The organism is Methylobacterium sp. 391_Methyba4 (assembly GCF_029691625.1).
Taxonomy (GTDB): domain Bacteria; phylum Pseudomonadota; class Alphaproteobacteria; order Rhizobiales; family Beijerinckiaceae; genus Methylobacterium; species Methylobacterium fujisawaense.
On record NZ_CP121475.1, the window covers coordinates 2,411,258 to 2,435,630 of the forward strand.

The 24,373-nt window shown below is 71.3% G+C and carries 22 protein-coding genes; 9 read left to right on the forward strand and 13 right to left on the reverse strand.

Features of this window, described 5'->3' with window-relative positions:
- From acsF to bchF, 12 genes are read right to left on the reverse strand one after another with little or no spacing between them, the layout of a single operon-like run.
- Nucleotides 1–1,089 carry a magnesium-protoporphyrin IX monomethyl ester (oxidative) cyclase gene (gene acsF, locus P9K36_RS11160; RefSeq protein ID WP_043383098.1) on the reverse strand — a complete coding sequence of 363 codons (1,089 nt, stop codon included), beginning with the start codon at nucleotides 1,087–1,089 and terminating at the stop codon, nucleotides 1–3.
- Entirely contained in the window at nucleotides 1,086–1,382 is a 297-nt protein-coding gene (locus tag P9K36_RS11165) for a hypothetical protein (RefSeq protein ID WP_020095258.1), read from the reverse strand. The genes acsF and P9K36_RS11165 overlap by 4 nt, the downstream gene beginning before the upstream one ends.
- Nucleotides 1,382–1,876: a photosynthetic complex assembly protein PuhC gene (puhC, locus tag P9K36_RS11170; RefSeq protein WP_052083600.1), complete on the reverse strand. Its 495-nt coding sequence runs from the start codon at nucleotides 1,874–1,876 to the stop codon at nucleotides 1,382–1,384. Before puhC ends, P9K36_RS11165 begins: the two co-directional genes overlap by 1 nt.
- Before the next feature lie 11 nt (nucleotides 1,877–1,887).
- Nucleotides 1,888–2,538, reverse strand: coding sequence for a photosynthetic complex putative assembly protein PuhB (gene puhB, locus P9K36_RS11175; protein ID WP_043757042.1), 651 nt, complete (start codon nucleotides 2,536–2,538; stop codon nucleotides 1,888–1,890).
- Nucleotides 2,535–3,314: a photosynthetic reaction center subunit H gene (gene puhA, locus P9K36_RS11180; protein ID WP_043757045.1), complete on the reverse strand. Its 780-nt coding sequence runs from the start codon at nucleotides 3,312–3,314 to the stop codon at nucleotides 2,535–2,537. The genes puhB and puhA overlap by 4 nt, the downstream gene beginning before the upstream one ends.
- An 18-nt stretch (nucleotides 3,315–3,332) precedes the next feature.
- Nucleotides 3,333–4,763 carry a BCD family MFS transporter gene (locus P9K36_RS11185; protein WP_043383090.1) on the reverse strand — a complete coding sequence of 477 codons (1,431 nt, stop codon included), beginning with the start codon at nucleotides 4,761–4,763 and terminating at the stop codon, nucleotides 3,333–3,335.
- The gene (bchM, locus tag P9K36_RS11190) at nucleotides 4,760–5,512 is read right to left on the reverse strand and encodes a magnesium protoporphyrin IX methyltransferase (protein WP_043757049.1); all 753 of its coding nucleotides are present in this window, start codon (nucleotides 5,510–5,512) and stop codon (nucleotides 4,760–4,762) included. Before bchM ends, P9K36_RS11185 begins: the two co-directional genes overlap by 4 nt.
- Before the next feature lie 16 nt (nucleotides 5,513–5,528).
- A complete protein-coding gene (gene bchL, locus P9K36_RS11195; RefSeq protein ID WP_043346558.1) occupies nucleotides 5,529–6,422 on the reverse strand; it encodes a ferredoxin:protochlorophyllide reductase (ATP-dependent) iron-sulfur ATP-binding protein in 894 nt (297 codons plus the stop codon).
- Nucleotides 6,419–10,123 (reverse strand): magnesium chelatase subunit H, encoded by a 3,705-nt coding sequence (locus tag P9K36_RS11200; protein WP_111473998.1) that lies wholly within the window; start codon nucleotides 10,121–10,123, stop codon nucleotides 6,419–6,421. The genes bchL and P9K36_RS11200 overlap by 4 nt, the downstream gene beginning before the upstream one ends.
- The gene (gene bchB, locus P9K36_RS11205; protein ID WP_111473997.1) at nucleotides 10,098–11,696 is read right to left on the reverse strand and encodes a ferredoxin:protochlorophyllide reductase (ATP-dependent) subunit B; all 1,599 of its coding nucleotides are present in this window, start codon (nucleotides 11,694–11,696) and stop codon (nucleotides 10,098–10,100) included. Before bchB ends, P9K36_RS11200 begins: the two co-directional genes overlap by 26 nt.
- Nucleotides 11,697–11,700: 4 nt before the next feature.
- Entirely contained in the window at nucleotides 11,701–12,975 is a 1,275-nt protein-coding gene (locus P9K36_RS11210; RefSeq protein WP_043757053.1) for a ferredoxin:protochlorophyllide reductase (ATP-dependent) subunit N, read from the reverse strand.
- Complete coding sequence (bchF, locus tag P9K36_RS11215; RefSeq protein ID WP_043757056.1) at nucleotides 12,972–13,478, reverse strand: 2-vinyl bacteriochlorophyllide hydratase; 507 nt, start codon at nucleotides 13,476–13,478, stop codon at nucleotides 12,972–12,974. The genes P9K36_RS11210 and bchF overlap by 4 nt, the downstream gene beginning before the upstream one ends.
- Nucleotides 13,479–13,795: 317 nt before the next feature.
- On the opposite strand from bchF, the gene P9K36_RS11220 reads away from it, so the two are divergent.
- The 9 genes from P9K36_RS11220 (at nucleotide 13,796) to P9K36_RS11260 (ending at nucleotide 22,750) form a co-directional block, all read left to right on the forward strand.
- Nucleotides 13,796–14,686, forward strand: a complete 891-nt coding sequence (locus P9K36_RS11220) for a cobalamin B12-binding domain-containing protein (protein ID WP_111473996.1) — start codon at nucleotides 13,796–13,798, stop codon at nucleotides 14,684–14,686.
- A 40-nt stretch (nucleotides 14,687–14,726) separates the two neighbouring features.
- Entirely contained in the window at nucleotides 14,727–16,175 is a 1,449-nt protein-coding gene (gene ppsR / locus P9K36_RS11225) for a transcriptional regulator PpsR (protein ID WP_111473995.1), read from the forward strand.
- Between the two features lie 292 nt (nucleotides 16,176–16,467).
- Entirely contained in the window at nucleotides 16,468–17,352 is an 885-nt protein-coding gene (chlG, locus tag P9K36_RS11230) for a chlorophyll synthase ChlG (protein WP_043353924.1), read from the forward strand.
- Nucleotides 17,352–18,746, forward strand: coding sequence for a BCD family MFS transporter (locus tag P9K36_RS11235; protein WP_236961433.1), 1,395 nt, complete (start codon nucleotides 17,352–17,354; stop codon nucleotides 18,744–18,746). Before chlG ends, P9K36_RS11235 begins: the two co-directional genes overlap by 1 nt.
- 4 nt (nucleotides 18,747–18,750) lie before the next feature.
- Entirely contained in the window at nucleotides 18,751–19,977 is a 1,227-nt protein-coding gene (locus P9K36_RS11240) for a geranylgeranyl diphosphate reductase (RefSeq protein WP_043353930.1), read from the forward strand.
- Nucleotides 19,974–20,468 carry a TspO/MBR family protein gene (locus tag P9K36_RS11245; protein WP_043757065.1) on the forward strand — a complete coding sequence of 165 codons (495 nt, stop codon included), beginning with the start codon at nucleotides 19,974–19,976 and terminating at the stop codon, nucleotides 20,466–20,468. The genes P9K36_RS11240 and P9K36_RS11245 overlap by 4 nt, the downstream gene beginning before the upstream one ends.
- Nucleotides 20,468–20,821 (forward strand): hypothetical protein, encoded by a 354-nt coding sequence (locus P9K36_RS11250; RefSeq protein ID WP_043353938.1) that lies wholly within the window; start codon nucleotides 20,468–20,470, stop codon nucleotides 20,819–20,821. Before P9K36_RS11245 ends, P9K36_RS11250 begins: the two co-directional genes overlap by 1 nt.
- A gap of 31 nt (nucleotides 20,822–20,852) precedes the next feature.
- Nucleotides 20,853–22,445, forward strand: a complete 1,593-nt coding sequence (locus tag P9K36_RS11255) for a c-type cytochrome (RefSeq protein WP_278307097.1) — start codon at nucleotides 20,853–20,855, stop codon at nucleotides 22,443–22,445.
- Between the two features lie 131 nt (nucleotides 22,446–22,576).
- A complete protein-coding gene (locus P9K36_RS11260; RefSeq protein ID WP_012318839.1) occupies nucleotides 22,577–22,750 on the forward strand; it encodes a YqaE/Pmp3 family membrane protein in 174 nt (57 codons plus the stop codon).
- A gap of 4 nt (nucleotides 22,751–22,754) precedes the next feature.
- Here the strand turns inward: P9K36_RS11260 and P9K36_RS11265 are convergent, their stop codons facing one another.
- Nucleotides 22,755–24,272: a murein L,D-transpeptidase family protein gene (locus P9K36_RS11265; RefSeq protein ID WP_278307098.1), complete on the reverse strand. Its 1,518-nt coding sequence runs from the start codon at nucleotides 24,270–24,272 to the stop codon at nucleotides 22,755–22,757.
- Nucleotides 24,273–24,373 lie beyond the last annotated feature (101 nt).

Sequence of the window (24,373 nt, forward strand, 5' to 3'; positions counted from 1 at the left end):
CTACCAGACCGGCTGGAGGCGGATGTCGGCCGGCAGGGCGTTGGCCTTGACGGGGAGGAGATAGAGCCGGGCGAAGGTCGTGGCCGCCCGCAGCACCTGCACGCCGTGCTGCACCGTGCCGACGACGCCGCCCCGCGCCTTGGCGTCGGCGATCGCCCGCGAGCAGGCAAGCAGCCGGTCGAGCCCCGCCTTGAACTTCGGGTTGTCGAGGTCGAGTTCCAGCGGGAAGGTCTGCCGGGAGATCTCCGAGGTGATCCGGAAGACCTTGAAGTCGTAGTCGGTGGGATCGACCCCGAGCGCCTTGTGGAAGGCCGGCCGGTGATGGTCGCGCACGTACATCGTGGCGAAGACCGCAAGCAGGAAGAACCGGATCCAGTAGCGGTTCACGCCGCTCGTCAGCTTCGGGTTCGCGCGCATCAGGAGCGCGAAGGCCTCCCCGTGGCGGAACTCGTCGTTGCACCAGAGTTCGAACCACTTGAAGATCGGATGGATGCGCCGCTCCGGGTGCCGCTCCAGCTCGCGGAAGATCGTGATGTAGCGGGCGTAGCCGATCTTCTCCGAGAGGTAGGTGGCGTAGAAGATGAATTTCGGTCGAAAGAACGTGTACTTCTTGGATTTGGTGAGAAACCCCAAATCCACGCCGATGCCGAAATCCTTGAGCGTATCGTTGATGAACCCGGCGTGACGCGCCTCGTCCCGGCTCATGAAGCCGAACAATTCCTTGATATCTTTGTTCTTTGCCCGCTTCCTCATCTCGGCATAGAGGACGCAGCCGGAAAACTCCGCCGTGATCGAGGAAACCAAGAAGTCCAAAAACTCCTTCCGCAATTCGGGCTCCATCTGCGACAGGTCGCAGTCGAACTCTTCGTTGCGGGTGAAGTGGCGCTTGTTCGGGTCGGCGCGCAGCTCGGCAATGAGCAGATCCCAGTCGCGGCGCACGGGCTCGACATCGGTGCGATCGAGCTCGTCGAAATCCGTCGTGTAGAAGCGCGGGCTGAGGAACGTCGTCTCCTGGGCGGCCCGCGTCGATTCGTTGACCGGGACCTTCGGGACAGGCTGGCCGGAGGGCGGCGGGACAGATGCGTTCACAGCTTCCTCCTCTCGGAAAAGCTGACCTCGTAGAGTTCGGTCAGCTCGAGATGGGCGATGAGTTTGGTCCAGGCCCGCTCCAGCGCCCCGGCCCGGGTGACCGTGGCGGTGCGGCGCACGGTCAGCCGCTCGCCGTAGGGCACCGAGGTCGGCGCGTCGTGGACCTGGACCTCGTCGCCGGGTTCGATCTCGAAGCCGGCATCGAGGGTCACGTGGGCGTGCAGGCTCTCGGGGGTCTGCTCGATCTCCACCGTGCAGGGTACGGTGACGGTGCGGCTGCCGAACAGGCCCATCACCGCGTCTCCGTGGCGGGTACGCCCGGCGCGGGCATCAGCCGGGCGAAGGCGCCGGCATTGGTCGGCCCGAAGGCCTCGAGCGGCACCCGGCGGCCGGTCGCCTCGTCGGCGAGCGCGAGCCGGCCGTCCTCGTAGCGGGTCAGGCTGAACGGTTGCTCGGGCCCGAGGCCTTCCCGTTGGCGGGCCTGGGCGAGGCCCCGCAGGGTCCCGCGCAGGAAGCCGTCCTCGCCGGGGCGGATCCAGGCGACGATGTGCCGGTCGGCGATGTCCCGCAGGGCGATCGAGCCATCGACCTGATCCTCGGCGCGGAATTCGAGCCGCGCCACCGCTTTGGCGGGCGGCAGTGCGACGAGGCCGACCTGCTCGCTCCGGCCGATCAGGACCGCCAGCATGGTGAAGCCCATGAGTGCGCCCGCACCGACCATCAGCAGCGCCGGTGCCGGTCCCGCCGGCCCCATCGCCCGGCCGGCGCCCTCCGCCCGCTCGCCCATCGTGCCCCTCCCTATTCGGCCGCGACGAGGCGACCGGAATTTTCGTCCGCGCGCTCGAGCTGCGCCACCCGAACCGGCGGCGCGGTGCCGTCGGCATGGGCCGCGAGGGCCCGTGCCAGCAGCGCCGCCGCGGCGTCGGCCTCCGGTACGGACCGCATCATGGGCTCGGTCCGGGCGAGACGCCAGGGCCGGACATGCGGCCAGATGTGAAGGTAGGCGATGCGGATACCCGGCCGCAACTGCAGAGGGAGATCGCCGCTGCCATCCGTGAAGGCGCGCAGGGCCGCAGTCTCGATCTGCGCGAAGGGCAGGTTGTGGGTCACCGGCAGGGCGATGCCGGCCTGCAGCACGACACGACGGTTGGTCACCGTGTAGAGCGTCGTCCGATGGGTGAGCCATGCGAGCAGCCAGAGCAGCGCGACGGCGCCCGCGCCGATCACCAGGGTCGGTCCCACCACCTTCAGGGCCGAGGCGGGCGAACCGGCCGCCAGGCCGAAGGCCAGGGCGCAGACCGCAAACCACGCAATCACCAGACGGGCGTGGAACACCCGGACCAACAGGCCCAAGGTGGTCGGCCTGCTCTGCCACAGGATGCGCTCGCCCGCCGGCAGAGGACCGGGCAGGCCCCGCGGGGTGCCCTCGGGGAGAAAGTCGCCGCTCATATCAGGGGCTCCGCCCGGGCCGGCGTCGCGTAGAGCGTGCCGGCGCCGAAATACGAGACGATCCGCTCCTCCTCCAAGAAGGTCACGCTGTCGGGATCGCGGGTGGTCGGGATGTCGGCGAACTGGCTGGCGAGCAGCGCCTCGGTCGTCACCGTCTTGGTGAAGCCGCCGGCCCGGCAGAAGGTGGTCGGCATCAGCCGGCGGCCGCCCGCCGGGAGTTCCACCTCATAGTAGCGGATCAGCGACTCGCCGCGGTCGACCCAGACGTCGCTGATCACGCCCGCCACGGCGTTGTCGGTGCCGAACACCGTCATGCCGATCGGGTTCGGGCCGCTTTCGTGGATGACGAAGTTCTTCGCCACCCGCAGGGGAACGATGCGGATCTCCTCGTCCCAGGTCCGGTCGTGGACGTCGTGTCGCAGCACCCAGGAGCCGGGGCCGACGCCGGCCTGGAGCGACGTGTCGGTGCGCTCGTAGGGAGCGCCGGGCCAGGGCTCGACCTTGCGGGCCGGGATGCCGGTCTCGATGTCGTCCCGGCCGTGCACCGCCTGCGGTGCGTAGGTGGTCTCGCCGCCGGGGAGATGGAAGGCCTTGGACCGGGGGATCAGGATCGGATCGTCCGCCTTGCGGCGGCCGACGGCCTCGTTCTCCAGCGGGTAGCCCTCCCGCCGGTCCTCGCGGCGCAGCCAGAAGACCAGCCCGGCGAAGAAGATGAAGAACGCGTAGAGCACGACCTGGGCGACGTCGACATAACCCGTAAGTGCGCCGGTTGGCATGGCTGTCCTCCCCGAATGTCAGGCCGTCCGGCCGGCAAGGCCGTTGGCGATGCGGTCTCGATCCTCTGTCCGTGCGTCCTCACGCACCAGCGGCCCCAGCGCGAGGAGCGCCGCGAACAGCAGGGCGATCTCGATGTGGTAGACGATGAGGTAGCCGATCGCGGGCTCGTTCATGCCCTCGCCGAGCACCCCCGACTGGGCGATGGCGCCGCCCACGTCGCGCACGAGGCCGCTCGCCGCGATCGACAGGCCCGCGGCGGTCGCCTGCACGGCGCCCCAGGCGCCGAGCGCCAGCCCCGTATCCTCGGGGCCGGCGCGGTTCATCGAGGCGGTGAGCGTGCCGTGGGCGAAGAGGCCGCCGCCGAGCCCGATCAGGCTGACGCCGGCGGCGAACAGGTCGGCCGAGGCCAGCGGCGCGGCGAAGACCACCGCCGAGAAGGCGAGGATGCCGATGCCGACGCCGACCGCCGACACCCGGAACGGATCGCCCCCGCGGCCGAGCCAGCGCGCCGCAACCAGCAGGCCCAGCCCGCCGCCCGCGGCGAGCAGCGCCGTGAGGGCCGTGGTCGCGCCCACGGAAAGGTGCAGGATCTGGCCGCCATAGGGCTCCAGCAGGATGTCCTGCATGGAGAAGCCCGCTGTGCCGAGGCCGATCGCCACGAGGCGACGGCGGGCGGTCCCCTCGCCCGCATAGGCCCGCCAGGACGACCGGAAGTCGCGCTGCGGCGCCGTCTGCGTCCTATTGGGATCGCGCGGCTCCTGCTTCCAGAGGGCGAACCCGTTGAGGATGATGGTGACCAGGGCGGCGCCCTGGATCACCTGGATCAGGCGCACCGGCGAGAAATGGGCGAGGAACAGGCCGAACAGCAGGGCGCTCGCCATCATGCCGAACAGCAGGGCCGCGCAGAGCAGCGCCACCACCTTCGGCCTTGCATGCGCGGGGGCGAGGTCGGTGGCGAGCGCCAGCCCGACGGTCTGGGTCGTGTGCAGACCGGCACCGACCAGCAGGAAGGCCAGAGCCGCCGCAAGGTTGCCGACCCAGAGCGGCCCGGTGGTGTCGCCCGACAGGATCAACAGGGCGAACGGCATGATCGCGAGGCCGCCGAACTGAAGCAGCGTGCCGAACCAGATGTAGGGCACCCGCCGCCAGCCCAGCAGCGAGCGATGCGTGTCCGAGCGGAAGCCGACCAGCGCCCGCAGGGGCGCAAAGATCAGCGGCAGCGCCAGCATCACCGCGACGATCCAGGCCGGCACCCCCAGTTCGACGATCATCACCCGGTTCAGGGTGCCGATCAGCAGCACCGCCGCCATGCCGACGGTGACTTGGAACAGGGCGAGCCGAAGCAGGCGCCCGAGGGGCAGCTCGACGGTTGCGGCATCCGCGAAGGGGAGGATCGCCGGGCCGAGGCGCATCAGCGCGCGGGTCAGTTTCTGGGATGCGGCGTTCATGTCCGCACCCCGGGCGACGCCGCCCCCGATCCCGCAGAGGCGGACGGGCGCGCGCGCGTCAGCGCCACCGCGTTCGACAGGTAGAATCCGCTGTTGATCCGGTGGCTCCGCGCCCAGGTGAAGGCGTCGAGCGCTGTTTCAGAGGTCATCCGACGGCGCAGGCCGCCCTCGGTCACCGGCACGATCGCTGGCGAACGGTCGCTGCGGGGAAAGAACTTGCCCGCCGCGTGCATCACAGTCAGCAGGGCCGTGCGCGGCGCCACGGTGAACAGCACCGAGCCGTCGGTGCGCGCACCCAGCGCCGCCAGCGCCCGGGCGATGTCGGCAGCCCGGTAGTGAATCAGCGAATCCATCGCCACCACGTGGTCGAAGCGGCCGAGACCCGGATCGAGCATGTCGCCGACGCGGAAGTCGATGCGGCCCGCCCCGGCGATCGCCGGCAGCCGCTCCTGCGCCAGCCCGATCAGCGTCGGCGAGACGTCGATCGCCACCACCTCCGCCCCGCGGTGCGCCGCCTCGACGCTGAGCGCCCCGGTGCCGCAGCCGGCATCGAGCAGGCGCAGGCCGGTCATGTCGGCGGGCAGCCAGGAGAGGAGCGTCGCCCGCATGGCGTCGCGGCCTGCCCGCACCGTGGCGCGGATGCGGCTCACCGGCGCGTCCGAGGTCAGGCGCGACCACGCCTCGACCGCGGTGCGGTCGAAGTAGGTGGTCAACTCGCCCCGGCGGGCGTCGTAGCTGGCGCTGGCCATCGGTCGGACCCCAAACTCAATCGAAACCGAGGAACTCGAACAGGTCGCGATCCTTCATCGGGACCGCCTCGCAGGGCGGGGCGCCCGACCACAGCGTCTCGGCGAGCCGCATGTACTCCGCGGTCACGGCGTCGAGCTCCGGGGACGAGTCCATCTCGAACAGGGTGGACTTCTTGAGCCGCGAGCGGCGGACCACGTCGAGGTCGGGGAAATGAGCCAGCCGCTTCAGGCCGACCGCGTCGTTGAACCGGTCGATCTCGTCGGTCTTGGCCGAGCGGTTGGCGATGACGCCACCCAGGCGCACGGGGTAGTTCTTCGACTTGGCGTGGATCGCCGCCACGATCCGGTTCATGGCGAAGATCGAGTCGAAATCGTTGGCGGTGACGATCAGCGCCTGGTCGGCGTGCTGGAGCGGCGAGGCGAAGCCGCCGCAGACCACGTCGCCCAGCACGTCGAACACCACGACGTCGGTGTCTTCCAGGAGATGGTGCTCCTTGAGGAGCTTCACCGTCTGGCCGACCACGTAGCCGCCGCAGCCGGTGCCGGCGGGCGGGCCGCCGGCCTCGACGCACATGACGCCGTTATAGCCCTCGACCACGAAGTCCTCGACGCGCAGCTCCTCCGAATGGAAGTTCACTGCCTCCAGGGCGTCGATCACCGTGGGGGCGAGGCGCTTGGTCAGGGTGAAGGTCGAGTCGTGCTTCGGGTCGCAGCCGATCTGGAGCACGCGCTTGCCGAGCTTGGAGAAGGCCACCGACAGGTTTGACGAGGTGGTCGACTTGCCGATGCCGCCCTTGCCGTAGACCGCGAAGACCTTGGCGGTCTCGATCTTCAGGTCCGGGTCCAGGGCGACCTGGACGCTGCCTTCTTCCTTCCGGGCGACGACCGGATTGCGGATGGCGATGTTCATGCGGCGACTCCTGTGGTGACGCCTTCGAGACGATCCTCCAGCTCCTCCTCGGCCCGGTCGAGGGCGTCGCGCATCTCTGCGTTGGGAGTCCAGAAACCGCGGCGGTGGGCCTCGATCAGCCGTTGGGCGACCTTGGCGGAGGCGGTGGGGTTGAGGGCCGCCATGCGCTCGCGCATGGCAGGGTCGAGGACGTAGGTCTCGGTGATCCGCTCGTAGATCCAGGGCTGGACCGCGTTGGCGGTGGCCGACCAGCCTACCGTGTTGGTCAGGTGGGTCTCGATCTGGCGGACGCCTTCGTAGCCGTGGCCGAGCAGGCCCTCGTACCATTTGGGGTTGAGCATGCGGGTGCGCGTCTCCAGCGCCACCTGCTCCTCGAGGGAGCGCACGCGCCCCTCCCCGCGGGTCTGGTCGCTGATGTAGATCGGCACCGACTCGCCCTTGGCGCGGGCCACCGCCCGGCCCATGCCGCCGAGGCCGTCGAAGTAGTGGTCGACGGAGGTGACGCCGACCTCGACCGAGTCGAGGTTCTGGTAGGCCATGTCGACGGAGGCCAGCACCGCCTGCATCAGGGCGCGTTGCGGCGCCGGGCGGCCGGTGCGGCCATAGGCGAAGCTCTTGCGGCGCGAGAAGGTCTCGCACAGCTCGGCGTCGTCGTCCCAGCTCCCCGAATCGACAAGGTGGTTGACGTTCGCGCCGTAGGCCCCCTCGGCGTTCGAGAAGACCCGCAGGGCCGCCGTCTCCAGGTCGCAGCCCTGCTCGGCCTGGATCGCCAGGGCGTGCTTGCGGACGAAGTTTTGCTCCAGCGGCTCGTCCGCGGTGGCGGCGAGGTACGAAGCCTCCGCCAGGAGCTTCGTCTGGAGCGGCAGGAGATCGCGGAAGATGCCCGAGAGGGTGACCACCGCGTCGATGCGCGGGCGGCCAAGGGTCTCCAGTGGGATCAGCTCGGCGCCGCTCAGGCGGCCGTAGCCGTCGAAGCGGGGCGCGGCGCCGATCAGCGCCAGCGCCTGGGCGATCGGGCCGCCCTCGCTCTTGAGGTTGTCGGTGCCCCACAGGACCAGGGCAACGCTCTCCGGGCAGGGCTTTCCGTCGGCCGCGAAGCGTTCGAGGATGCGGGCCACCTGCCGGGCACCGTCCGCGACCGCGAAGGCGGAAGGCAGGCGGTAGGGGTCGAAGCCGTGGAGGTTGCGGCCCGTTGGCAGGATCGCAGGGTTGCGCAGCAGGTCGCCGCCCGCCACCGGCGGAACGAAGCGGCCGTCGAGGGCCCGCAGCAGCGCCGGCACCTCGTGGTCCCGGGCGAGCAGCCGGTCGGTCTCGGCCAGACTCGCGAAGGCGGCGCGGCTGGTCTCGTCGGCGGACAGGCCGGAGGCCGTCAGCGCCGCCTCGACGCCGTGCCCGGCCACCAGGGCCTCGATCCCGGCCCGCTCCGGACTCACGCCGTGCGCCGACTCGGCGAGCGCCAGGAGCAGGTCGACCCGCTCGACCTCCGGCGTCCCCGCTCCGACCACGTGCAGCCCGTGCGGGATCAGGGTCTGCTCCAACTCCTGCACGGCGGACCAGAGGGCGCCGACCCGAGCGCCGAGATCGCCGGTCCAGGCCGGCTCGGCGGCCACGAGATCGAGGGCCGCGCCCTGGTCCTGGATCATCCGGGCGAGACTCTCCCGCTCCGTCCCGGCTTCGAGGTCGAGGCCGCGCCAGCGCTCCATCGAACTCTTCAGGTCGATCAGCCCGCGGTAGAGCCCGGCCGCCGCGAGGCTCGGGGTCAGGTAGCTCACCAGCGTCGCGGCCGAGCGGCGCTTCGCGAGCGTCCCCTCCGACGGGTTGTTGGCGGCGTAGAGGTAGACGTTCGGCAGCGCCCCGATCAGCCGCTCCGGCCAGCAGGCCTCGGACAGGCCGGTCTGCTTGCCGGGCATGAATTCGAGCGCCCCGTGGGTGCCGAAATGCAGCACGGCGTCGGCGGAGAAATCCTCCCGCAGGTAGCGGTAGAAGGCCGAGAAGGCGTGGGTCGGCGCGAAGCCGCGCTCGAACAGCAGCCGCATCGGGTCGCCCTCGTAGCCGAAGGCAGGCTGGACTCCGACGAAGACGTTGCCGAACTGCGCTCCGAGCACGAAGATTTCGGCGCCGTTGGTCTGATGGCGGCCCGGCGACGGGCCCCACTGGGTCTCGATCTCGGCGAGGTAAGTCTCGCGCCGCAGATGGTCCTCGGCCGGAATGCGGGCGTGGACATTCGCCTGAGTGCCGTAGCGCTTGGCGTTGCCCTCAAGGATCGCTGCGCGCAGGGCATCGACGCTCTCCGGGACGTCGACGGTGTAGCCGTCGGCCGCCAGGCCCTTCAGGGTGTTGAGGAGCGAGGCGTAGACCGACAGGAACGCCGCCGTGCCGGTGGCGCCGGCATTCGGCGGAAAATTGAACAGCACCACGGCGAGTCGGCGCTCGGCTTTCTCGGTCCGGCGCAGGGACACCAGCCGTTCGACCCGCTCGGCGAGACGCGCGGCCCGCTCGGGATGGACCCGCATGTCGCGGGAATTGTCGCTGCCCGACGCGGCGGAGCGGCCCCCGAAAACCATCGGGGCGGTGGCGCCGTCGAGTTCGGGGATCGCGACCATCATGGTCGCCTCGACCGGCGACAGGCCGCGCTCACCCGCCTCCCACTGCTCCAGCGTCTGGAACTCCAGCGCCTGGGCGGCGAGGTAGGGCACGTCGAGTCGGGCCAGCATCGCTTCGGCGGAAGCGGCATCGTTGTAAGCGGGGCCGCCGACCAGGGAGAAGCCGGTGAGGGACACGAGGGCGTCGATGCAGGCGCGCCCATCCCGCATGAAGAACGAATCCACGGCCGGGCGGTTGTCGAGACCGCTGGCGAAGGCCGGCACCACGTCGAGGCCCTTGGCCTCCAGGGCCGCGATGACGCCGTCGTAGTGGGCGGTGTTGCCGGCGAGCACGTAGCTGCGCATCACCAAGAGGCCGACGCGGCCCGTCGCGTCGGCCCTTCGCGGCAGCCGAGACGGGTCCGCGCCGATTCGGCCGGGCAGGCGCGGGTGGTAGAGGCCGGTCTCGGGGTAGTCGAGGGGCGCGGGTGCCGCCGGCCCGTCGCGCCAGGCCGCCCGCTCGCCCGCCGCGTACCGGTGCACGAGGAAACGCACCAGGGCTGCGACGTTCTCGTCGGAGCCCGCCAACCAGTATTGCAGGGTGAGGAAGTAGGCGCGCACGTCCTGGGCCGAGCCCGGGATGAAGCGCAGGATCTTCGGCAGCTTGCGCACCAGGGCCATCTGCCGGCCGGCATTGCCCTGCTGGCCGGGCTTGCCGCGCAGCTTCTTCAGGAAGTCGAGGGCGCTGCGCTTGGTGCCGCTCATGTCGAAGCGGCCGAGCCGCGTCGTCTTCACCACGTCGCCCGCCGACATGCAGCCAATCATCGCGTCGCAGGCCTCGCGCCGGGCCGCGAGCGCCGGCAGGATCGCCCGGACATGCTCGTCCATGAACAGCATGGCCGAGAGCACGATGTCGGCCTGCGCGATGTCGGCCCGGCAGGCCTCTAGCGTCGCAGGATCGGTCTCCCACTCGGCTGCCGCGTGGAAGCCCAGCACCAGCCCCGGCATCTCGGACCGGAGGCGCAGGCGCGCCCGTTCCACCGCGCTCGCCAAATGATTGTCGAGCGTGACGATGACGACGCGGATCGGCGGCCTAGCGGCCGTAATGCGCTTTGGCATCGTAGAGGGTCTCGATCGTGATGAGCGGCAGGTGCCGCTCCCGGGCGAAGGTCTCGGTGTTGCTGCGGGCCTTGCCGCGCACGAAGAACGGGATCTTTCTCAGTTCCTTCTCGGCTTCCGGCGACCACGCGGTCGCGACCGGCCTGTCCAGCAGGATCGGAACGGGCGCCGACGTCGGAGGGGTGTCGGCCGGCGCCCGTTCTCCGGCCTCGAGCGCCCCGTCCGCCGGAGTCCCGAAGGACTTGCCGCCGAGATGCGAGGGGCCGACGCCGTCGTGGAATTCGGGATCCTCCCGGAACATGCCGAGGAGGTGCTCTTCGAGGCCCATCATCAGCGGATGGACCAGGGTGTCGAACAGGACGTTGGCGCCCTCGAACCCCATCTGCGGCGCGTAGCGGGCCGGGAAGTCCTGGACGTGGACCGGCGCCGAGATCACCGCGCAGGGGATGCCGAGCCGCTTGGCGACGTGGCGCTCCATCTGGGTGCCGAGCACCAGTTCCGGTGCCGCCGCGCGGATCGCCGCCTCGACGTCGAGGTAGTCGTCGGTGATCAGCGCCTCGATCCCGTGCTCGGCCGCTTCGGCGCGGACCTCGCGGGCGAATTCGCGGCTGTAGGTCCCGAGACCGACCACCGTGAAGCCGAGTTCGCGCGCCGCGACCCGGGCGATGCCAATGGCATGCGTCGCGTCCCCGAACACGAAGACGCGCTTGGCCGTCAGGTAGGTCGAATCGACCGACCGCGAGTACCAGGGCAGGCGCGAGCCCGGGCCGTCGAGCACGGGTGCCGGATCGATTCCCGCGATCTCCGCCACCTCGGCGACGAACCGGCGGGTGCCGCCGACGCCGATCGGCAGTGTCTGCGTGAATGGCTGCCCGAAGCTCTTCTTCAGGTACTCCGCGGCCGACCGAGCGGTTTCGGGGTAGAGCACGACGTTGAAATCGGCGTCCCCGAGGCGGCCGAGGTCGGCCGGAGAGGCTCCCAGCGGCGCGACAATGTTGACGGCGATCCCGAGGGAGTCGAGCAGACGTCGGATCTCGATCAGATCGTCCCGGTGGCGGAAGCCCAAAGCCGTCGGCCCGAGGATGTTGCAGAGCGGCCGCCGACCGCGCTCGCGCGCCGGACGCGGGGCCGGCGGACCGGCGAGCGCCCGGACGAGGCGATAGAAGGTCTCCGAGGCGCCCCAGTTCTCCTTCTTCTGGTAGGCGGGCAGCTCCAGCGGGATCACCGGGATCGGCAGGTTGAGGGCCTTGGCGAGGCCACCCGGATCGTCCTGGATCAGCTCGGCGGTGCAGGAGGCGCCGACGATCATCGCCTGGGGTTGGAAGCGTGCGTGCGCGGCGGCGACCGCCTCCTTGAACAGCTCGGCGGTGTCGCGGCCGAGATCCTGCGCGCGGAAGGTGGTGTAGGTGACGGGCGGGCGGGCGTCCCGCCGCTCGATCATCGTGAACAGCAGGTCCGCGTAGGTGTCGCCCTGCGGCGCGTGAAGCACGTAGTGCAGGCCGGACATCGCCGTTGCGACGCGCATGGCGCCGATATGCGGGGGACCCTCGTAGGTCCAGAGGGTGAGCTGCATGGCGCTACACCTCCAGCAGGGCGCGGCGCCGGAGCGGGCGCACGAACAGCTCGGCGAGGTCGCCGGCCTGCTCGTAGCCCTGTACCGGCGTGAACAGCAGCTCGATCGACCACTTGGTCGACAGACCCTCCGCCTCCAGCGGGTTGGCGAGGCCGAGGCCGCAGACCGTGAGGTCCGGGCGCGCCGCTCGGCAGCGGTCCATCTGGTCGTCGAGGCTCTGGCCCTCGGTCACCCGCGTACCCTGGGGCAGCAGCTCGATCTCGGCGGCGAGATGCGCCCGGTGCAGGTAAGGCGTCCCGACCTCCACGAGATCCGCGCCGAGTTCCCGGGCGAGGAAGCGGGCGAGCGGCACTTCGAGCTGCGAATCAGGGAAGAAGAACACGCGCTTGCCCGCGAGCTTTTCGCGATGGGGCGCGAGGGCGGTCTCGGCACGGGTGCGGCCCGGGGCCGTCGCCCGGTCGAAGACGGCCTCGGCGACGCCGAACGCCTCAGCCGCCGCCCGCAGCCATCCGGTCGTGCCCTCGGCACCGAGCGGGAACGGCGCCGGGAGCCGGCGGGCGCCGCGCTCTTCGAGGGCGCGGGCCGTGTCGGCCAGGAACGGTTGGGCCAGGAGGTAGCGCGTGTTGCGCCCGACCGAGGGCATCGTGTCGGCCCGGCGGGCGGGCAGGAACCGGACGTCGCCGATCCCCATCGCGGCAAAAATCCGAAGAAACTGGTCCTCCACCACGTCGGCCAGCGCCCCGACGACCAGGAGCGACGGCGCGGCCGTCTCGACCTCGCGGGGCAGGTCCGGCACCAGGGCGGCGAGGCAGGCATCCTCGCCCTGCGTGAACGTCGTCTCGATGCCGGAGCCGGAGTAGTTCAGGACCCGCACGGGGGCGAGGCGCCCCGACAGCCGTTGCGCCGCCCGGGACAGGTCGAGCTTGATCACCTCCGACGGGCAGGAGCCCACCAGGAACAGGAGCTTGATATCCGGCCGCCGCTCGATCAACCGGGTCACGACCCGGTCGAGTTCCTCGTTCGCGTCGGCGATCCCGGCGAGGTCGCGCTCGTCGATGATCGCGGTCGCGAAGCGCGGCTCGGCGAAGATCATCACCCCGGCGGCGGACTGAATCAGATGCGCGCAGGTCCGTGAGCCGACCACGAGGAAGAAGGCGTCCTGGATCTTCCGGTGGAGCCAGACGATGCCGGTGAGGCCGCAGAACACCGCCCTCTGCCCCTGCTCTTGGTGCAGGTCGATGCCGCCGCAGGGAGGCTGGTGGATCAGGGGAGCGTTCATGACAGCGCCTCCGCGAGGCGCGGTGCGCGGCTGCCGGTGCCCTCGAGACGGGCGGCGCGGAGCTTCATGAGGAACTGGCCGGCATTGACCACGTAGGTCGCGTAGGCCGCCAGCGCGAGCAGCAGCAGCGCCTGCCCGCTGAGTGCGCCCGTGATGAGAGCCGCGAGATAGGCTGTGTGGAGGGCCAGCACGAGCATGCTGACCACGTCCTCCCAGAAGAACGCCGGTGCGAAGAGCCACCGCCCGAACACCGCCTTTTCCCAGATCGAGCCGGTGACCATGATCGCATAGAGCGCCAGGGTCTTCACGACGACCGAGATCTCAGCGGCGAACTGACCTGCACCGGTGGCGAGGGTGCGCAGCACCAGGACGAGACTGATCAGGAAGATCGCGAATTGCAGAGGCGCCAGCACGCCCTGAACCAGGGTCCAGGGCGAAGAGTCGCGCTTTCGCCGTTCGGCAGGCGTGTAGAGCGGTCGTGCCGGCCGGTCCTCGGGACCCATGCATCCGCTCCCTGGTGCTCGGCGGCGCCAAAGGCTCCGTCGTTGACAGAGGCTAGGGCGAGGGTCCCAGAAGTGTCAAGTGCGCTTGACGGTTTCGGAACATGACAGGTGAGAGATATTTTTTCTTCGAATAAGATCATTGCCAAGATCGCCAGGAAGCGTATCGTCGGGCTCGACGGCTGGAGACTGCCGCAGTTTCACTTGTCAGATCCGGGACTGACGAACGCGAAGAATAGACAGGCGAGCAACGCCGCACCCAGGACACGAGCGGTGCCGCTGGTCCTCCCGGGCCAGGGCCGACTCAGGGAGGGATGCCGATGGGAGACTGGAGGCATTTCGGCGATCGCCTGGATCACGGCCAGCCCGCGGCCGGCTGTAACCCTGTGAGCGATGGTCGTTCCGTGTTCCGCGATAGCCCCGTCGGTTGGTCCGATCTGCGCCGGCCCGTTCCGGACATGCTCGCCCGCGTGGTCGAGGCGGAGATCCTGCCCCGGCTGATGCTCGCGCACCGGCCCGCCGGCCGCGGCCGCCCGGCGAATCGCGCGCCGAGTGCCCGGGAGATCGCCGAGTTCAGCGCCCTGCTCCTGGAGGCCGGTCCGGTCGATCTCGACGCCCGGGTGGAGGTCCTGCGCGACGGCGGCCTGCCCCTGGCCCGCCTGCTCCTCGATCTGCTCGCCCCGGCGGCCCGCCACCTCGGCGCGCTGTGGGAGGAGGATGCCTGCGACTTCCTGGCGGTGACGGAGGCGCTCGGGCGGCTCCATGCGGTGAGCCGACGCCTCTGCGCCGAGCTGGAGGACGAATCGATCCCGGCCAACGGGCGCAGCGTGCTGCTGCTGCCCTGTCCCGGCGAGACGCATGTCTTCGGCCTGTCGATCGTCGCGAGCTTCTTCCGGGAGGCCGGCTGGGACGTGACCACGGCGGTGCCCGGTCCCGAGGTCGATCCCCTGACGCTGCTCCGCACCGACTGGTTCGACGTGGTCGGCCTGTCGCTCTCCTGCGACGTGCTGCTGCCGGCCCTGACGAGGGCCGTGGCGGAGGTGCGCCGCGACTCCCGCAACCGGGAGATCCGCGTTCTGGTCGGCGGCCCCTATTTCGCGCGCTACGGCGGCGAGGCGGGGATCGTCGGGGCGGATGCCTGCGTGTCGGACGCCTGCCTGGCGCCCGCCGCGGCGGAAGCTTTGCTGGACAGACAGGCATTGGCCTGCTGAAAGGGTTGGTATCCGAATATCACATTGCAATCACATTGCGGTGACCGTGACGCCCCAGCCTCGCCACACCTCGCAGTCGCCGCCCGCGGCCCTGCAGCAGGTGGCCGGCCTCCTCGAAGGCGAGGCGGTCGGCCGCATCGTCGCGGCATCGACGGACCTGTCGCTGGTGATCGATGCCGACGGGGTGATTCGGGACGCGACGGTCGGCGCCGATCTCAAGGCCGAGACGGTGGCGGGCTGGCTGGGCCGGCGCTGGATCGACACGGTCACGGTGGAGAGCCGCCCGAAGGTCAACGCCCTTCTGCGGGATGCCCGGGCCGAGGGCATCACCCGATGGCGCCAGGTGAACCATCCCTGCCCCGACGGGATCGACCTGCCGATCCGCTACGCCTCGATCCGGCCGGCGGGGGACGGTCCGATCCTCGTGCTCGGGCGCGACATGCGGGCGGTGGCGGCCCTTCAGCGCCGGCTGATGGAGACGCAGCAGGCCCTGGAGCGGGACTACGACCGCCTGCGCGCCGCCGAGACCCGCTACCGGCTGCTGTTTCAGATCTCCGGCGAGCCGGTGCTGGTGGTCGATGCCGGGACGCGCCGGGTGGCCGAGGTCAATCCCGCCGCGGCGCGCCTGCTCGGGCGGCCCGCACGGCGCATCACCGGCCAGGACGCCGTCGACCTGTTCGACGCCTCCAGCGCCCGGGCCCTGGAGGCGCAGTTCGCCGCCCTGCGGGCGACCGGGCAGGCCGGGGCGATCCGGGCGTCCCTGCCGCACGAGCGGGGCGAGGTCACGGTGTCGGCCTCGCTGTTCCGGGGCGAGGGCGGCGCCAGCGCCCTGCTGCAGCTGGCCGCCGACCCGGCGGCGGCGGCCGGGCCCGATCAGGAGGCGCCCACCGCCGCCGTGCTGGCGGCGATGCCGGAAGGATTCGTCGTCACCGACCCGTCGCGGCGCGTCCTCATGGCGAACGCCGCCTTCCTGGAGCTGGCCCAGCTCGCCACCGAGGGGCAGGCCCGCGGGCGGACCCTCGACCACTGGCTCGGCCGCGACGAGATGGAGGCGCAGGCCCTGTTCGCGACCCTGGTCGACCACGGCGCCGTGCGCCGCTTCGCCACCGTCATCCGGGGCGCCTATGGCGGCCTGGAGGATGTGGAGGTCGCCGCCGTGTCGGTGGCCGGCCCCCGCCCCTGCCTCGGCTTCGCCATCCGGTCCGGCCCGCGGCGGATCGCCGAGGGGCGCTCCGCCTCGGCGATCGGGCGGGGGCTGCCCCGCTCGGTGGAGCAGATGACCGAGCTGGTGGGCCGGGTCTCGATGAAGACCCTGGTGCGCGAGACCACGGACCTCATCGAGAAGCTCTGCATCGAGGCGGCGCTGCGGATCACCCGGGACAACCGGGCCTCGGCGGCCGAGATGCTGGGCCTCAGCCGGCAGGGCCTCTACGCCAAGATGCGCCGCTACGGCGTCGGCGATCTGGACGGCCCGGCCGACGACGCCTGAGGCGGGCGACGGACTCCCTTTCGGCCCTCGGCGGACTGCCGCGCGCCTGACCGCGCCCGACGCGCGAGGATGGCCGCGTTCCGCGCGCACGACCGCCGGATCGCGCGCGCACGACCGCGTCCGCGGCGGCAAAACCGGCCGCCGCCGAGGCGCTGCGCCCCGCGACTTTTCGGTGTGCCGGATAATGTATTCCTGACGTGGGGGTTGTATTCGCTGGACAAACGCCGCGCACATTCCGCCGCGTGGTGTAAATCTGCCTTGACACTTCGGCGGGGCCCGGTAGCCTCCCGCCATGGCCGCTACGCCCGCCCCGAGCGCAGTCATCGAGCTGCTCAAGCCGCTGACGTGGTTCGCGCCGATGTGGGCGTTCGCCTGCGGGGTGATCTCCTCCGGGCAGCCGGCCAGCGGCCAATGGCCGGTGATCGCCGCCGGGGTGCTGCTCGCCGGGCCGCTGGTCTGCGCCACCAGCCAGGCCGCCAACGACTGGTTCGACCGCCACGTCGACGCGATCAACGAGCCGAACCGGCCGATTCCCTCCGGGCGGATCCCGGGCCGCTGGGGGCTCTACCTCGCTCTGGGCTGGACGCTGCTGTCGCTGGTGGTGGCCGCCGCCCTGGGGCCCTGGATCCTCGGGGCCGCCCTGTTCGGGCTGGTGCTGGCCTGGATCTACTCGGCGCCGCCGGTCCGGCTGAAGCGGAACGGCTGGTGGGGCAACGCCGCGGTGGCGCTCTGCTACGAGGGGCTGCCCTGGTTCACCGGCGCCGCCGTCATGGCCGCGGCCCTGCCGGACCGGCGGGTGCTCCTGGTGGCGCTGCTCTACGCAGCCGGCGCCCACGGCATCATGACGCTCAACGATTTCAAGTCGGTGGAGGGTGACCGGCGCATGGGTCTGCTGTCCCTGCCCGTGCAGATGGGCTCGCAGCGCGCCGCGCGCTTCGCCTGCCTCGTGATGGCCCTGCCGCAGGTGGCGGTGATCGCGCTCCTCGTCGGCTGGGAGCGGTACTGGCATGCCGGCCTCGTCGCGGCGCTGCTCGCCGGCCAGGCCGCCCTGATGGTCCGGTTCCTCGAGAACCCCCGGGAGCGGGCGATCTGGTACAACGGCACCGGCACCACCCTCTACGTCCTGGGCATGCTGGTCTCGGCCTTCGCGCTGCGCCCGCTGGTGGGAGGGGCGTGATGGCGGGCGGCTCGCGCACGGAACGGCCGGGCGCCCGCCCGTCCCCCGCGAAGGCGGGCGGGCGAGCGGTCGCGCCCGACGGGTATCTCGGCTGGCCCCAGATCGTCCGCCTCGGCCTCGTCCAGACGGCGCTGGGCAGCGTCGTCGTGCTGATGACCGCCACCCTCAACCGGGTGATGGTGGTGGAACTGGCGCTCCCCGCCATCGTGCCGGGCCTGCTGGTCGCCCTGCACTACGCCGTGCAGGTCCTGCGCCCGCGCTGGGGCTACGGGTCCGACCGCAGCGGCCGGCGCACCCCCTGGATCGTCGGCGGCATGGTGGCCCTCTGCCTCGGCGGGTTCGGCGCCGCCTGCGGCACCGCGCTCGCCGCCGAGAACCTCGCCCTGGGCCTCGCCCTCGCGGCCCTCTCCTTCCTGTGCGTCGGGATGGGCGTCGGCGCGGCCGGGACCTCGCTCCTCGTCCTGCTGTCGGGGGGCGTCGCCCCGGCCCGGCGGGGCGCGGCCGCCACCATCGTCTGGGTGATGATGATCGTCGGCTTCGCCGTCACGGCGCCGCTCGCCGGGCATTTCCTGGATCCGTTCTCCGGTCTGCGGCTCGTGGCGGTGTCGGGCACGGTCTCGCTCGTCGCCTTCTGCGTGGCGGCGCTGGCGGTCGCCGGCATCGAGCGCCGCCTGCCGGCCCGCGCCCCGGAGCCCGCGGAGGCGCGCCGGCCGTTCTTCACCGTGCTGGCCCAGGTGCTGGCCGATCCCGTGGCCCGGACCTTCACGATCTTCGTCTTCGTCTCGATGCTGGCCTACAGCGCCCAGGAACTGATCCTGGAGCCCTATGCCGGCCTGGTCTTCGCGATGAGCCCCGGCGCCACCACCAAGCTCGCCGGGTTGCAGCACGGCGGGGTGCTCGCCGGCATGCTGCTGGTGGCGGGGGTGACCCTCGCCGCCCGCGGCACCGCCCTCGCCTCCCTGCGGCTCTGGATCGGGATCGGCTGCGCCGGCTCGGCGGCCGCCCTCTTCGCCCTGGCGAGCGGTGTGGCGGCGGGCTCGGACTTCCCCCTGCGCGCGACGGTGTTCGCCCTGGGCGTCGCCAACGGTGCCTACGCGGTGGCCGCCATCGGCTCGATGATGGCGCTGGCCGGCCGCGGCGACGCACGGGAGCGCGGCACCCGCATGGGCGTCTGGGGCGCCGCGCAGGGCGTCGCCTTCGGGGCCGGCGGATTCCTGGGGGCGGCGGCGGTGGATGCCGTCCGGCTCGTCACCGCCGAACCGGTCCAGGCCTACGCGGCGGTCTTCGCCGCGGAAGGCGTGCTCTTCCTCGTCGCGGTCGTCCTGGCGGCCCGGCTCGAATCCGCTCCGGCACCCGATTCGGTGCCGCTCGATCCTGCCTTCAGCGCGAGGTGAGGCCATGGCTCGGTTGGACGAAGGCGGCTCCGGTCGCGAATCCTACGACGTCGTCGTGGTCGGCGGCGGGCCGGCCGGGGCCACGGCGGCCACCGACCTGGCCCGGGCCGGCCACGCGGTTCTGCTCCTCGACAAGCCCGGCCGGATCAAGCCCTGCGGCGGCGCGATCCCGCCGCGGCTGATCCGCGATTTCGCGATCCCCGATGCGCTCCTCGTCGCCAAGATCCGGTCCGCCCGGATGGTGGCGCCGAGCGGCAAGGCCGTCGACATGCCGGTGGGCGAGGGCTTCGTCGGCATGGTCGACCGCGAGCATTTCGACCCGTGGCTGCGCGCCCGCGCGGAAGAGGCCGGCGCCGACCTGCGCGACGCCGCCTACGACCGGATCACCCGGCCCGACGACGGGGTGCCGCTCGTCCACTTCACTACCGGGACCGGCGCGGATCTCGCCCGCCACGCCGTCCGGGCCCGCCTCGTCATCGGCGCCGACGGCGCCTGCTCGCCGGTCGGCCGGGCGGAGGTGCCGGGCCACGCCAAGATGCGGCAGGTCTTCGCCTATCACGAGATCCTGCGGGTGCCGGAGGCCGGCACCCCCGGGGCCGAGGCCGTCGAGGCGACCCGCTGCGACGTCTACTACCAGGGCCGCCACTCGCCGGATTTCTACAGCTGGATCTTCCCCCATGGGGATACGCTCAGCATCGGCACCGGCAGCGCCAGGAAGGGCTTCTCGCTCCGCTCCTCGATCCGGGCCCTGCGCGCGGCGACCGGCCTCGACCACGCCGAGACCGTCCGCCGCGAGGGCGCGCCGCTGCCGCTGAAGCCCCTGAAGCGCTGGGACAACGGCCGGGACGTGCTGCTCGCGGGCGACGCCGCGGGCGTCGTGGCGCCGGCCTCAGGCGAGGGCATCTACTACGCGATGCTCGGCGGCCGGCTCTCGGCCGAGGCCGCCGCCGCCTTCCTGCGGACCGGGGACGCGCGCGCCCTGGCCGGGGCGCGCAAGGCCTTCATGAAGCTGCACGGGCGCGTGTTCTGGATCCTCGGGATGATGCAGTGGGTCTGGTACCGCAGCGACGGGCTGCGCGAGCGCTTCGTCTCGATCTGCCGGGACAAGGACGTCCAGCAGCTCACCTGGGACAGCTACATGAACAAGGAGCTGGTCCGGGCGAAGCCCGCCGCCCACGCGCGGATCTTCTTCAAGGATCTCGCCCACCTGTTCCGCTGGGTCTCCCCGTGAGCCTCGCCGTCGACCTGGGGCCGCCGACGGTGGCCGCCGCCGCCGCCGTGCTGGTGGCCGTGGCCGGCGGCCTCGCGACCACCACGGACGGCTGGTACCGGCGCCTGCGGGTCCCGGCCTGGAAGCCGCCGGACTGGGCCTTCGGCCCGGTCTGGACGGTGATCTTCGCGCTCACCACCACCGCCGGTGTGCTCGCCTGGAACGGCGACGCCGATCCCGCCGCGCGGGGTGTCCTCCTGGCCGCCTACGCGGTGAACGGGGTTCTCAACATCGCCTGGAGCGTGCTGTTCTTCCGGTTCCGGCGGCCCGACTGGGCGCTGGCCGAGGTGGCGGCCCTGTGGCTGTCCATCGCCGTGCTGATGCTGGTCACCGGCCGGGTCAGCCTCGGCGCCGGGCTGATGAACCTGCCCTACCTCGCCTGGGTCAGCGTCGCCGCCTGCCTGAACCTGCGGATCGTGCGCCTCAACGCGCCCTTCGGGCAGCCGGCGTGATGGAGGGTCTGCTGGCCCCCCTGTTCGCCTCGGGCCGGATCGTCGACGGCATCCTCCTGCTGGTCGCCGGGGAGGCGCTCGTCCTCGCGTGGCTCGTCCGCCGCCGGGGCGGCCCGCCGCTGCCGTCCCTTCTGGCGAACCTCGCCTCCGGGGCCGCCCTGATGCTGGCCCTGCGGGCGGCGCTGGTGGGCGCCGGCTGGATCGCGGTCGCCGCCTGGATGCTCGCCGGGCTCGTCGCCCATCTCGCCGATCTCGGCCTGCGGTTCCGGACGGCCACGGCACAACGCCGCAGCCCGGCGCCGGCCGGAACAACGCCGCGAACGGCCGCGTTCACGCGCGGCACACGAATCTGAATTACTCTAAGTTCGGGATGGGAGACGCGGCATGCAGCGCACGAGAGCCCTCTCCTCCGGCCGCGTGTCGGCCCCGATCCTGGCGAGCCTGTTCCTGGCCGCGCCGGCGCTGGCGCAGGACGGGTCGGCCGACCAGATCGAGCGGGGCAAGTACCTCGTGACCATGGGCGATTGCGCGGCCTGCCACACGGCGCCGGGCGGCAAGTACCTCGCCGGCAACTATGCCCTGAACATGCCCTTCGGCGTGATCATGACCCCCAACCTCACCCCCGACAAGGAGACCGGGCTCGGCGACTACACCTATGCCGACTTCGAGAAATCGTTCCGGCAGGGCTACAGCAAGCATGTCGGCTACCTGTACCCGGCCTTCCCCTTCGCTTGGTACACCAAGGTCACCGACGAGGACACGAAGGCGATCTGGGCCTACCTGCAATCGCTCCCGCCGGTGAGCGAGAAGCGGCAGGAGAGCCAGATCCCGTTCCCGTTCAGCGTCCGCACGGCGCTGGTGACGTGGCGCACCGCCTTCTTCACCGAGGAGCGCTTCAAGCCCGACCCGAACGCCAGCGCCGAGGTGAATCGCGGCGGCTATCTCGTGGAGGGGCTCGGCCACTGCGCCATGTGCCACAACGAGAACAAGCTCGTCGGCAATTCGAGCTTCGCCGGGCGCTTCGGCGGCGGCGTGATCGACGGCTGGTACGCCCCCAACATCACGCCCGACGGGCATCAGGGCATCGGCGCCTGGACCGACGAGCAGGTGGTGACCTATCTCAAGACCGGCACCGCCCCGGGCAACCGGCCGGGCGTCGCCGCCGGGCCGATGCGCCAGACCATCATGGAATCCCTCTCCAAGGTGAAGGAGGAGGATCTGAAGGCGATGGTCGCCTACCTGCGCACGGTCCCGGCCAAGCAGACCTACAAGCCGAAGGATCTCGCCGCCTTCGACACCGCCGACGCGCCGGGCGCCTCGACCTACCTGACCTACTGCTCCTCCTGCCACCAGCCCGACGGCAAGGGCATCGAGGGCGCGGTGCCGGCGCTCGCCGGCAACACCTCGGTCCAGTCCGAAGGGCCCGAGACGGTGCTGCGGGTGATCTATGGCGGGCTCGCGGCCCAGAGCGGCCTCGCCCCGATGGTGGCGATCGGCCAGCAGATGACCGACGTCGAGGTGAGGAACGTCACCGACTACATCCGCAACTCCTGGGGCAACAAGGCGCCGGTGGTGACCGGCGACAAGGCCTCCGAGGCGCGCGCCGCCACCAAGACCATGCTGGCCGGCACCGCCCCCTGCGCGGAGATCGAGCAGGACAAGCTCAAGGCCGCCTTCGACAAGATCGGCATCCAAGAGAGCCTGAAGGGGTTGAAGCAGCAGGACTTCGTCCCGACGCTCGTCCGGCTGGTGCAGCAGGTGAAGGCGGAGCCCACGGGGGCCACGGACGACGACATCGTCAACGGCCTGACCACGGCGTTCTGCAAAGTCGGCCGCGACGACCCGCAATACGGCAACCCGAGCTGGCCCGCGGTGATCGGCACCTTCGCCAACGTCGCCTACAGCCAGGTGAAGCATCCGGAGAAGCAGGCGGCCAACGTGCCGTCCGCGACAACGCCGCCGCCGGCGAAGAACTGAGGCGCCACGCCTCAGGCCGCCGCTCCGGGCTCCGATACGGGGCACCGGAGCGGCGCGAACAGTCCCGGGAACGGAGAGGCGCGCCCGTCGTTTGAGCGAGGATCCCTCAGGAACCTCGTCCGGGAGTGTCCGTGTCCAGCCTCGTCCGCATCCTGCTCGCGATCTTCTTTCCGCCGATCGCGGTTCTCGTCACCACGGGCTTCGGCCTGCAGTTCCTGCTGAACATCCTGCTGTGGATCCTCGGCTGGCTGCCCGGCACGGTCCACGCCCTGTGGCTGATGAACCGCGACCGGCCGCTGGTCTGAGCCGTCAGGGCTTCCGGCCCTCGGGCTCGCCCTTCTGGAGGGCGGGCTTCGCCTCGACCTTGCCCTCCGCCTTCGCCTCGGCCTTGCCGTCGATCTTGCCCTCGACCTTGGCGGTCTTCACCGCGTGGGCCTTGGCGGCCTTCGGCGCGACCTTCTCGGCGGCGTGGGCGAGCTTCACCGGCTCCGGCACCACCGCGGCGTCGACCGCCGGGGTCGGGGGTGCCGCCGGGGCCGGCTTGTCCTTGGCGAAGAGCTGGCCGAACAGCTTCTGGTAGCTGCTTGGGTCGCCGTCCGCGTCGGCGACCGCGATCCGCGCGGGCTTCTCGGGCAGCGCCGCCGTGGTCTCGACCTGCGCGTTGGGATCGGCGCGGTTCGCCATGAGCGTCGTGACCGCCGGCTTCGCGGGCTCCCGCCCGCGCCCCTTGCCGTCGGCCTTCGCGGCCCGGGCGGGGGCCGCCGGCTCGGCGCCGGCCAGCATCACCGGCTGGCCCTTCGGCGTGACCTCGATCTCCTGCGGGCCCGCCGCCAGGGTCTCGGGCCGGCTCACGTCGCCGAGATTGTGCCGTCCGTATTCCTTGGCGTCGTAAGGCAGGACCGTCTCGGTCCCGCCGAGGCTCGCGAAGGCGCTCGTGTTCTGCGGGCGGAAGACCGGGTTCTGGCCGCCGTCCTGGTAGACGACCCGCACCGCCGGCGTGCCCTTGGCGACGAGGTCGGCGACCGCGCGGGCGTCGTGCGCGCTCTTCTCCGCCACCAGCGGGTCGACATGGGGCTTGCACGAGCCGGCCGCCGCGTCGGCCCCGCCGAACACGTATTTGGTCCCGCACTGGCCGACCTTCGGCTCCTCGTGCAGGGCCTCGAAATAGTCGGACCCTTCCTTGAGGTTCTGCCAGAAGGCGATGTTCGGGTCGTTGCGGAACTTGGCCATGTTCTCGGCCGTCATCCGGAACGGATAGGACTGGAACTGGAAGCTGCGCTGGCCGCCGATGAACGCCTCGCGGGCGACGGCGTAGATCTCCGCGATGGTGGCGTCGGTCATGGCGAAGCAGCCCGCCGACGAGCAGGTGCCGTGCACCATCAGGTACTTGCCGGTGCGCCCGTTGGCCCGGTCGACGGCATTGGGGAAGCCGGTATCGAACGAGAGATAGTACGAGGAATTCGGGTTCATCAGGCCCGGGGTGATCGTATAGAAGCCCTCCGGCGCCTGCCGGTCGCCCTCGCGGGTCTTGGGGCCGAGCTGGCCGGACCAGCGGCAGATCGGGTAGGTCTTCAGCAGGGCGTAACGGCCGTCGCCGCCCCGCTTCCAGATCTCCATCTCCGCTTCCTTCTTGAAGGTGCGGATCAGGATCGGGTCGGATTGCTGCATCCCCTTGGATTGCATCAGGGCGACCGTCTGGGGGGCGACCGGCGCGAGGCTGCGCGCGCTCGGGCCGTTGATCCCGGAGCCGTCCTGGCAGGCGGCGAGCGACAGGGCCAGCAGGGACGCTGCCGCCAGCAGTCGCGCGGTCGCGAGACGCGCCGTCATGGGGAACCTCGATCGTCTTACGCGCGCCCGCGGGCCTTGCTGGCCGCGTCGGGTGCCACTCCCCAACCCAATAGGCTCGTTAAGCTTGCGCCTTCCTTACC

Excerpts from the sequence above, each read along its gene's own strand:
- P9K36_RS11265 (WP_278307098.1), bottom strand. The coding sequence starts at position 24,272 with ATGACGGCGCGTCTCGCGACCGCGCGACTGCTGGCGGCAGCGTCCCTG.
- P9K36_RS11250 (WP_043353938.1), top strand. The coding sequence starts at position 20,468 with ATGGAGGGTCTGCTGGCCCCCCTGTTCGCCTCGGGCCGGATCGTCGAC.
- bchB (WP_111473997.1), bottom strand. The coding sequence starts at position 11,696 with ATGCAGCTCACCCTCTGGACCTACGAGGGTCCCCCGCATATCGGCGCC.
- P9K36_RS11200 (WP_111473998.1), bottom strand. The coding sequence starts at position 10,123 with ATGCCAAAGCGCATTACGGCCGCTAGGCCGCCGATCCGCGTCGTCATC.
- P9K36_RS11255 (WP_278307097.1), top strand. The coding sequence starts at position 20,853 with ATGCAGCGCACGAGAGCCCTCTCCTCCGGCCGCGTGTCGGCCCCGATC.
- bchM (WP_043757049.1), bottom strand. The coding sequence starts at position 5,512 with ATGGCCAGCGCCAGCTACGACGCCCGCCGGGGCGAGTTGACCACCTAC.
- P9K36_RS11235 (WP_236961433.1), top strand. The coding sequence starts at position 17,352 with ATGGCGGGCGGCTCGCGCACGGAACGGCCGGGCGCCCGCCCGTCCCCC.
- P9K36_RS11210 (WP_043757053.1), bottom strand. The coding sequence starts at position 12,975 with ATGAACGCTCCCCTGATCCACCAGCCTCCCTGCGGCGGCATCGACCTG.
- P9K36_RS11220 (WP_111473996.1), top strand. The coding sequence starts at position 13,796 with ATGGGAGACTGGAGGCATTTCGGCGATCGCCTGGATCACGGCCAGCCC.
- bchL (WP_043346558.1), bottom strand. The coding sequence starts at position 6,422 with ATGAACATCGCCATCCGCAATCCGGTCGTCGCCCGGAAGGAAGAAGGC.
- bchF (WP_043757056.1), bottom strand. The coding sequence starts at position 13,478 with ATGGGTCCCGAGGACCGGCCGGCACGACCGCTCTACACGCCTGCCGAA.
- puhC (WP_052083600.1), bottom strand. The coding sequence starts at position 1,876 with ATGGGCGAGCGGGCGGAGGGCGCCGGCCGGGCGATGGGGCCGGCGGGA.
- puhB (WP_043757042.1), bottom strand. The coding sequence starts at position 2,538 with ATGAGCGGCGACTTTCTCCCCGAGGGCACCCCGCGGGGCCTGCCCGGT.
- chlG (WP_043353924.1), top strand. The coding sequence starts at position 16,468 with ATGGCCGCTACGCCCGCCCCGAGCGCAGTCATCGAGCTGCTCAAGCCG.
- P9K36_RS11185 (WP_043383090.1), bottom strand. The coding sequence starts at position 4,763 with ATGAACGCCGCATCCCAGAAACTGACCCGCGCGCTGATGCGCCTCGGC.
- P9K36_RS11165 (WP_020095258.1), bottom strand. The coding sequence starts at position 1,382 with ATGGGCCTGTTCGGCAGCCGCACCGTCACCGTACCCTGCACGGTGGAG.
- P9K36_RS11240 (WP_043353930.1), top strand. The coding sequence starts at position 18,751 with ATGGCTCGGTTGGACGAAGGCGGCTCCGGTCGCGAATCCTACGACGTC.
- puhA (WP_043757045.1), bottom strand. The coding sequence starts at position 3,314 with ATGCCAACCGGCGCACTTACGGGTTATGTCGACGTCGCCCAGGTCGTG.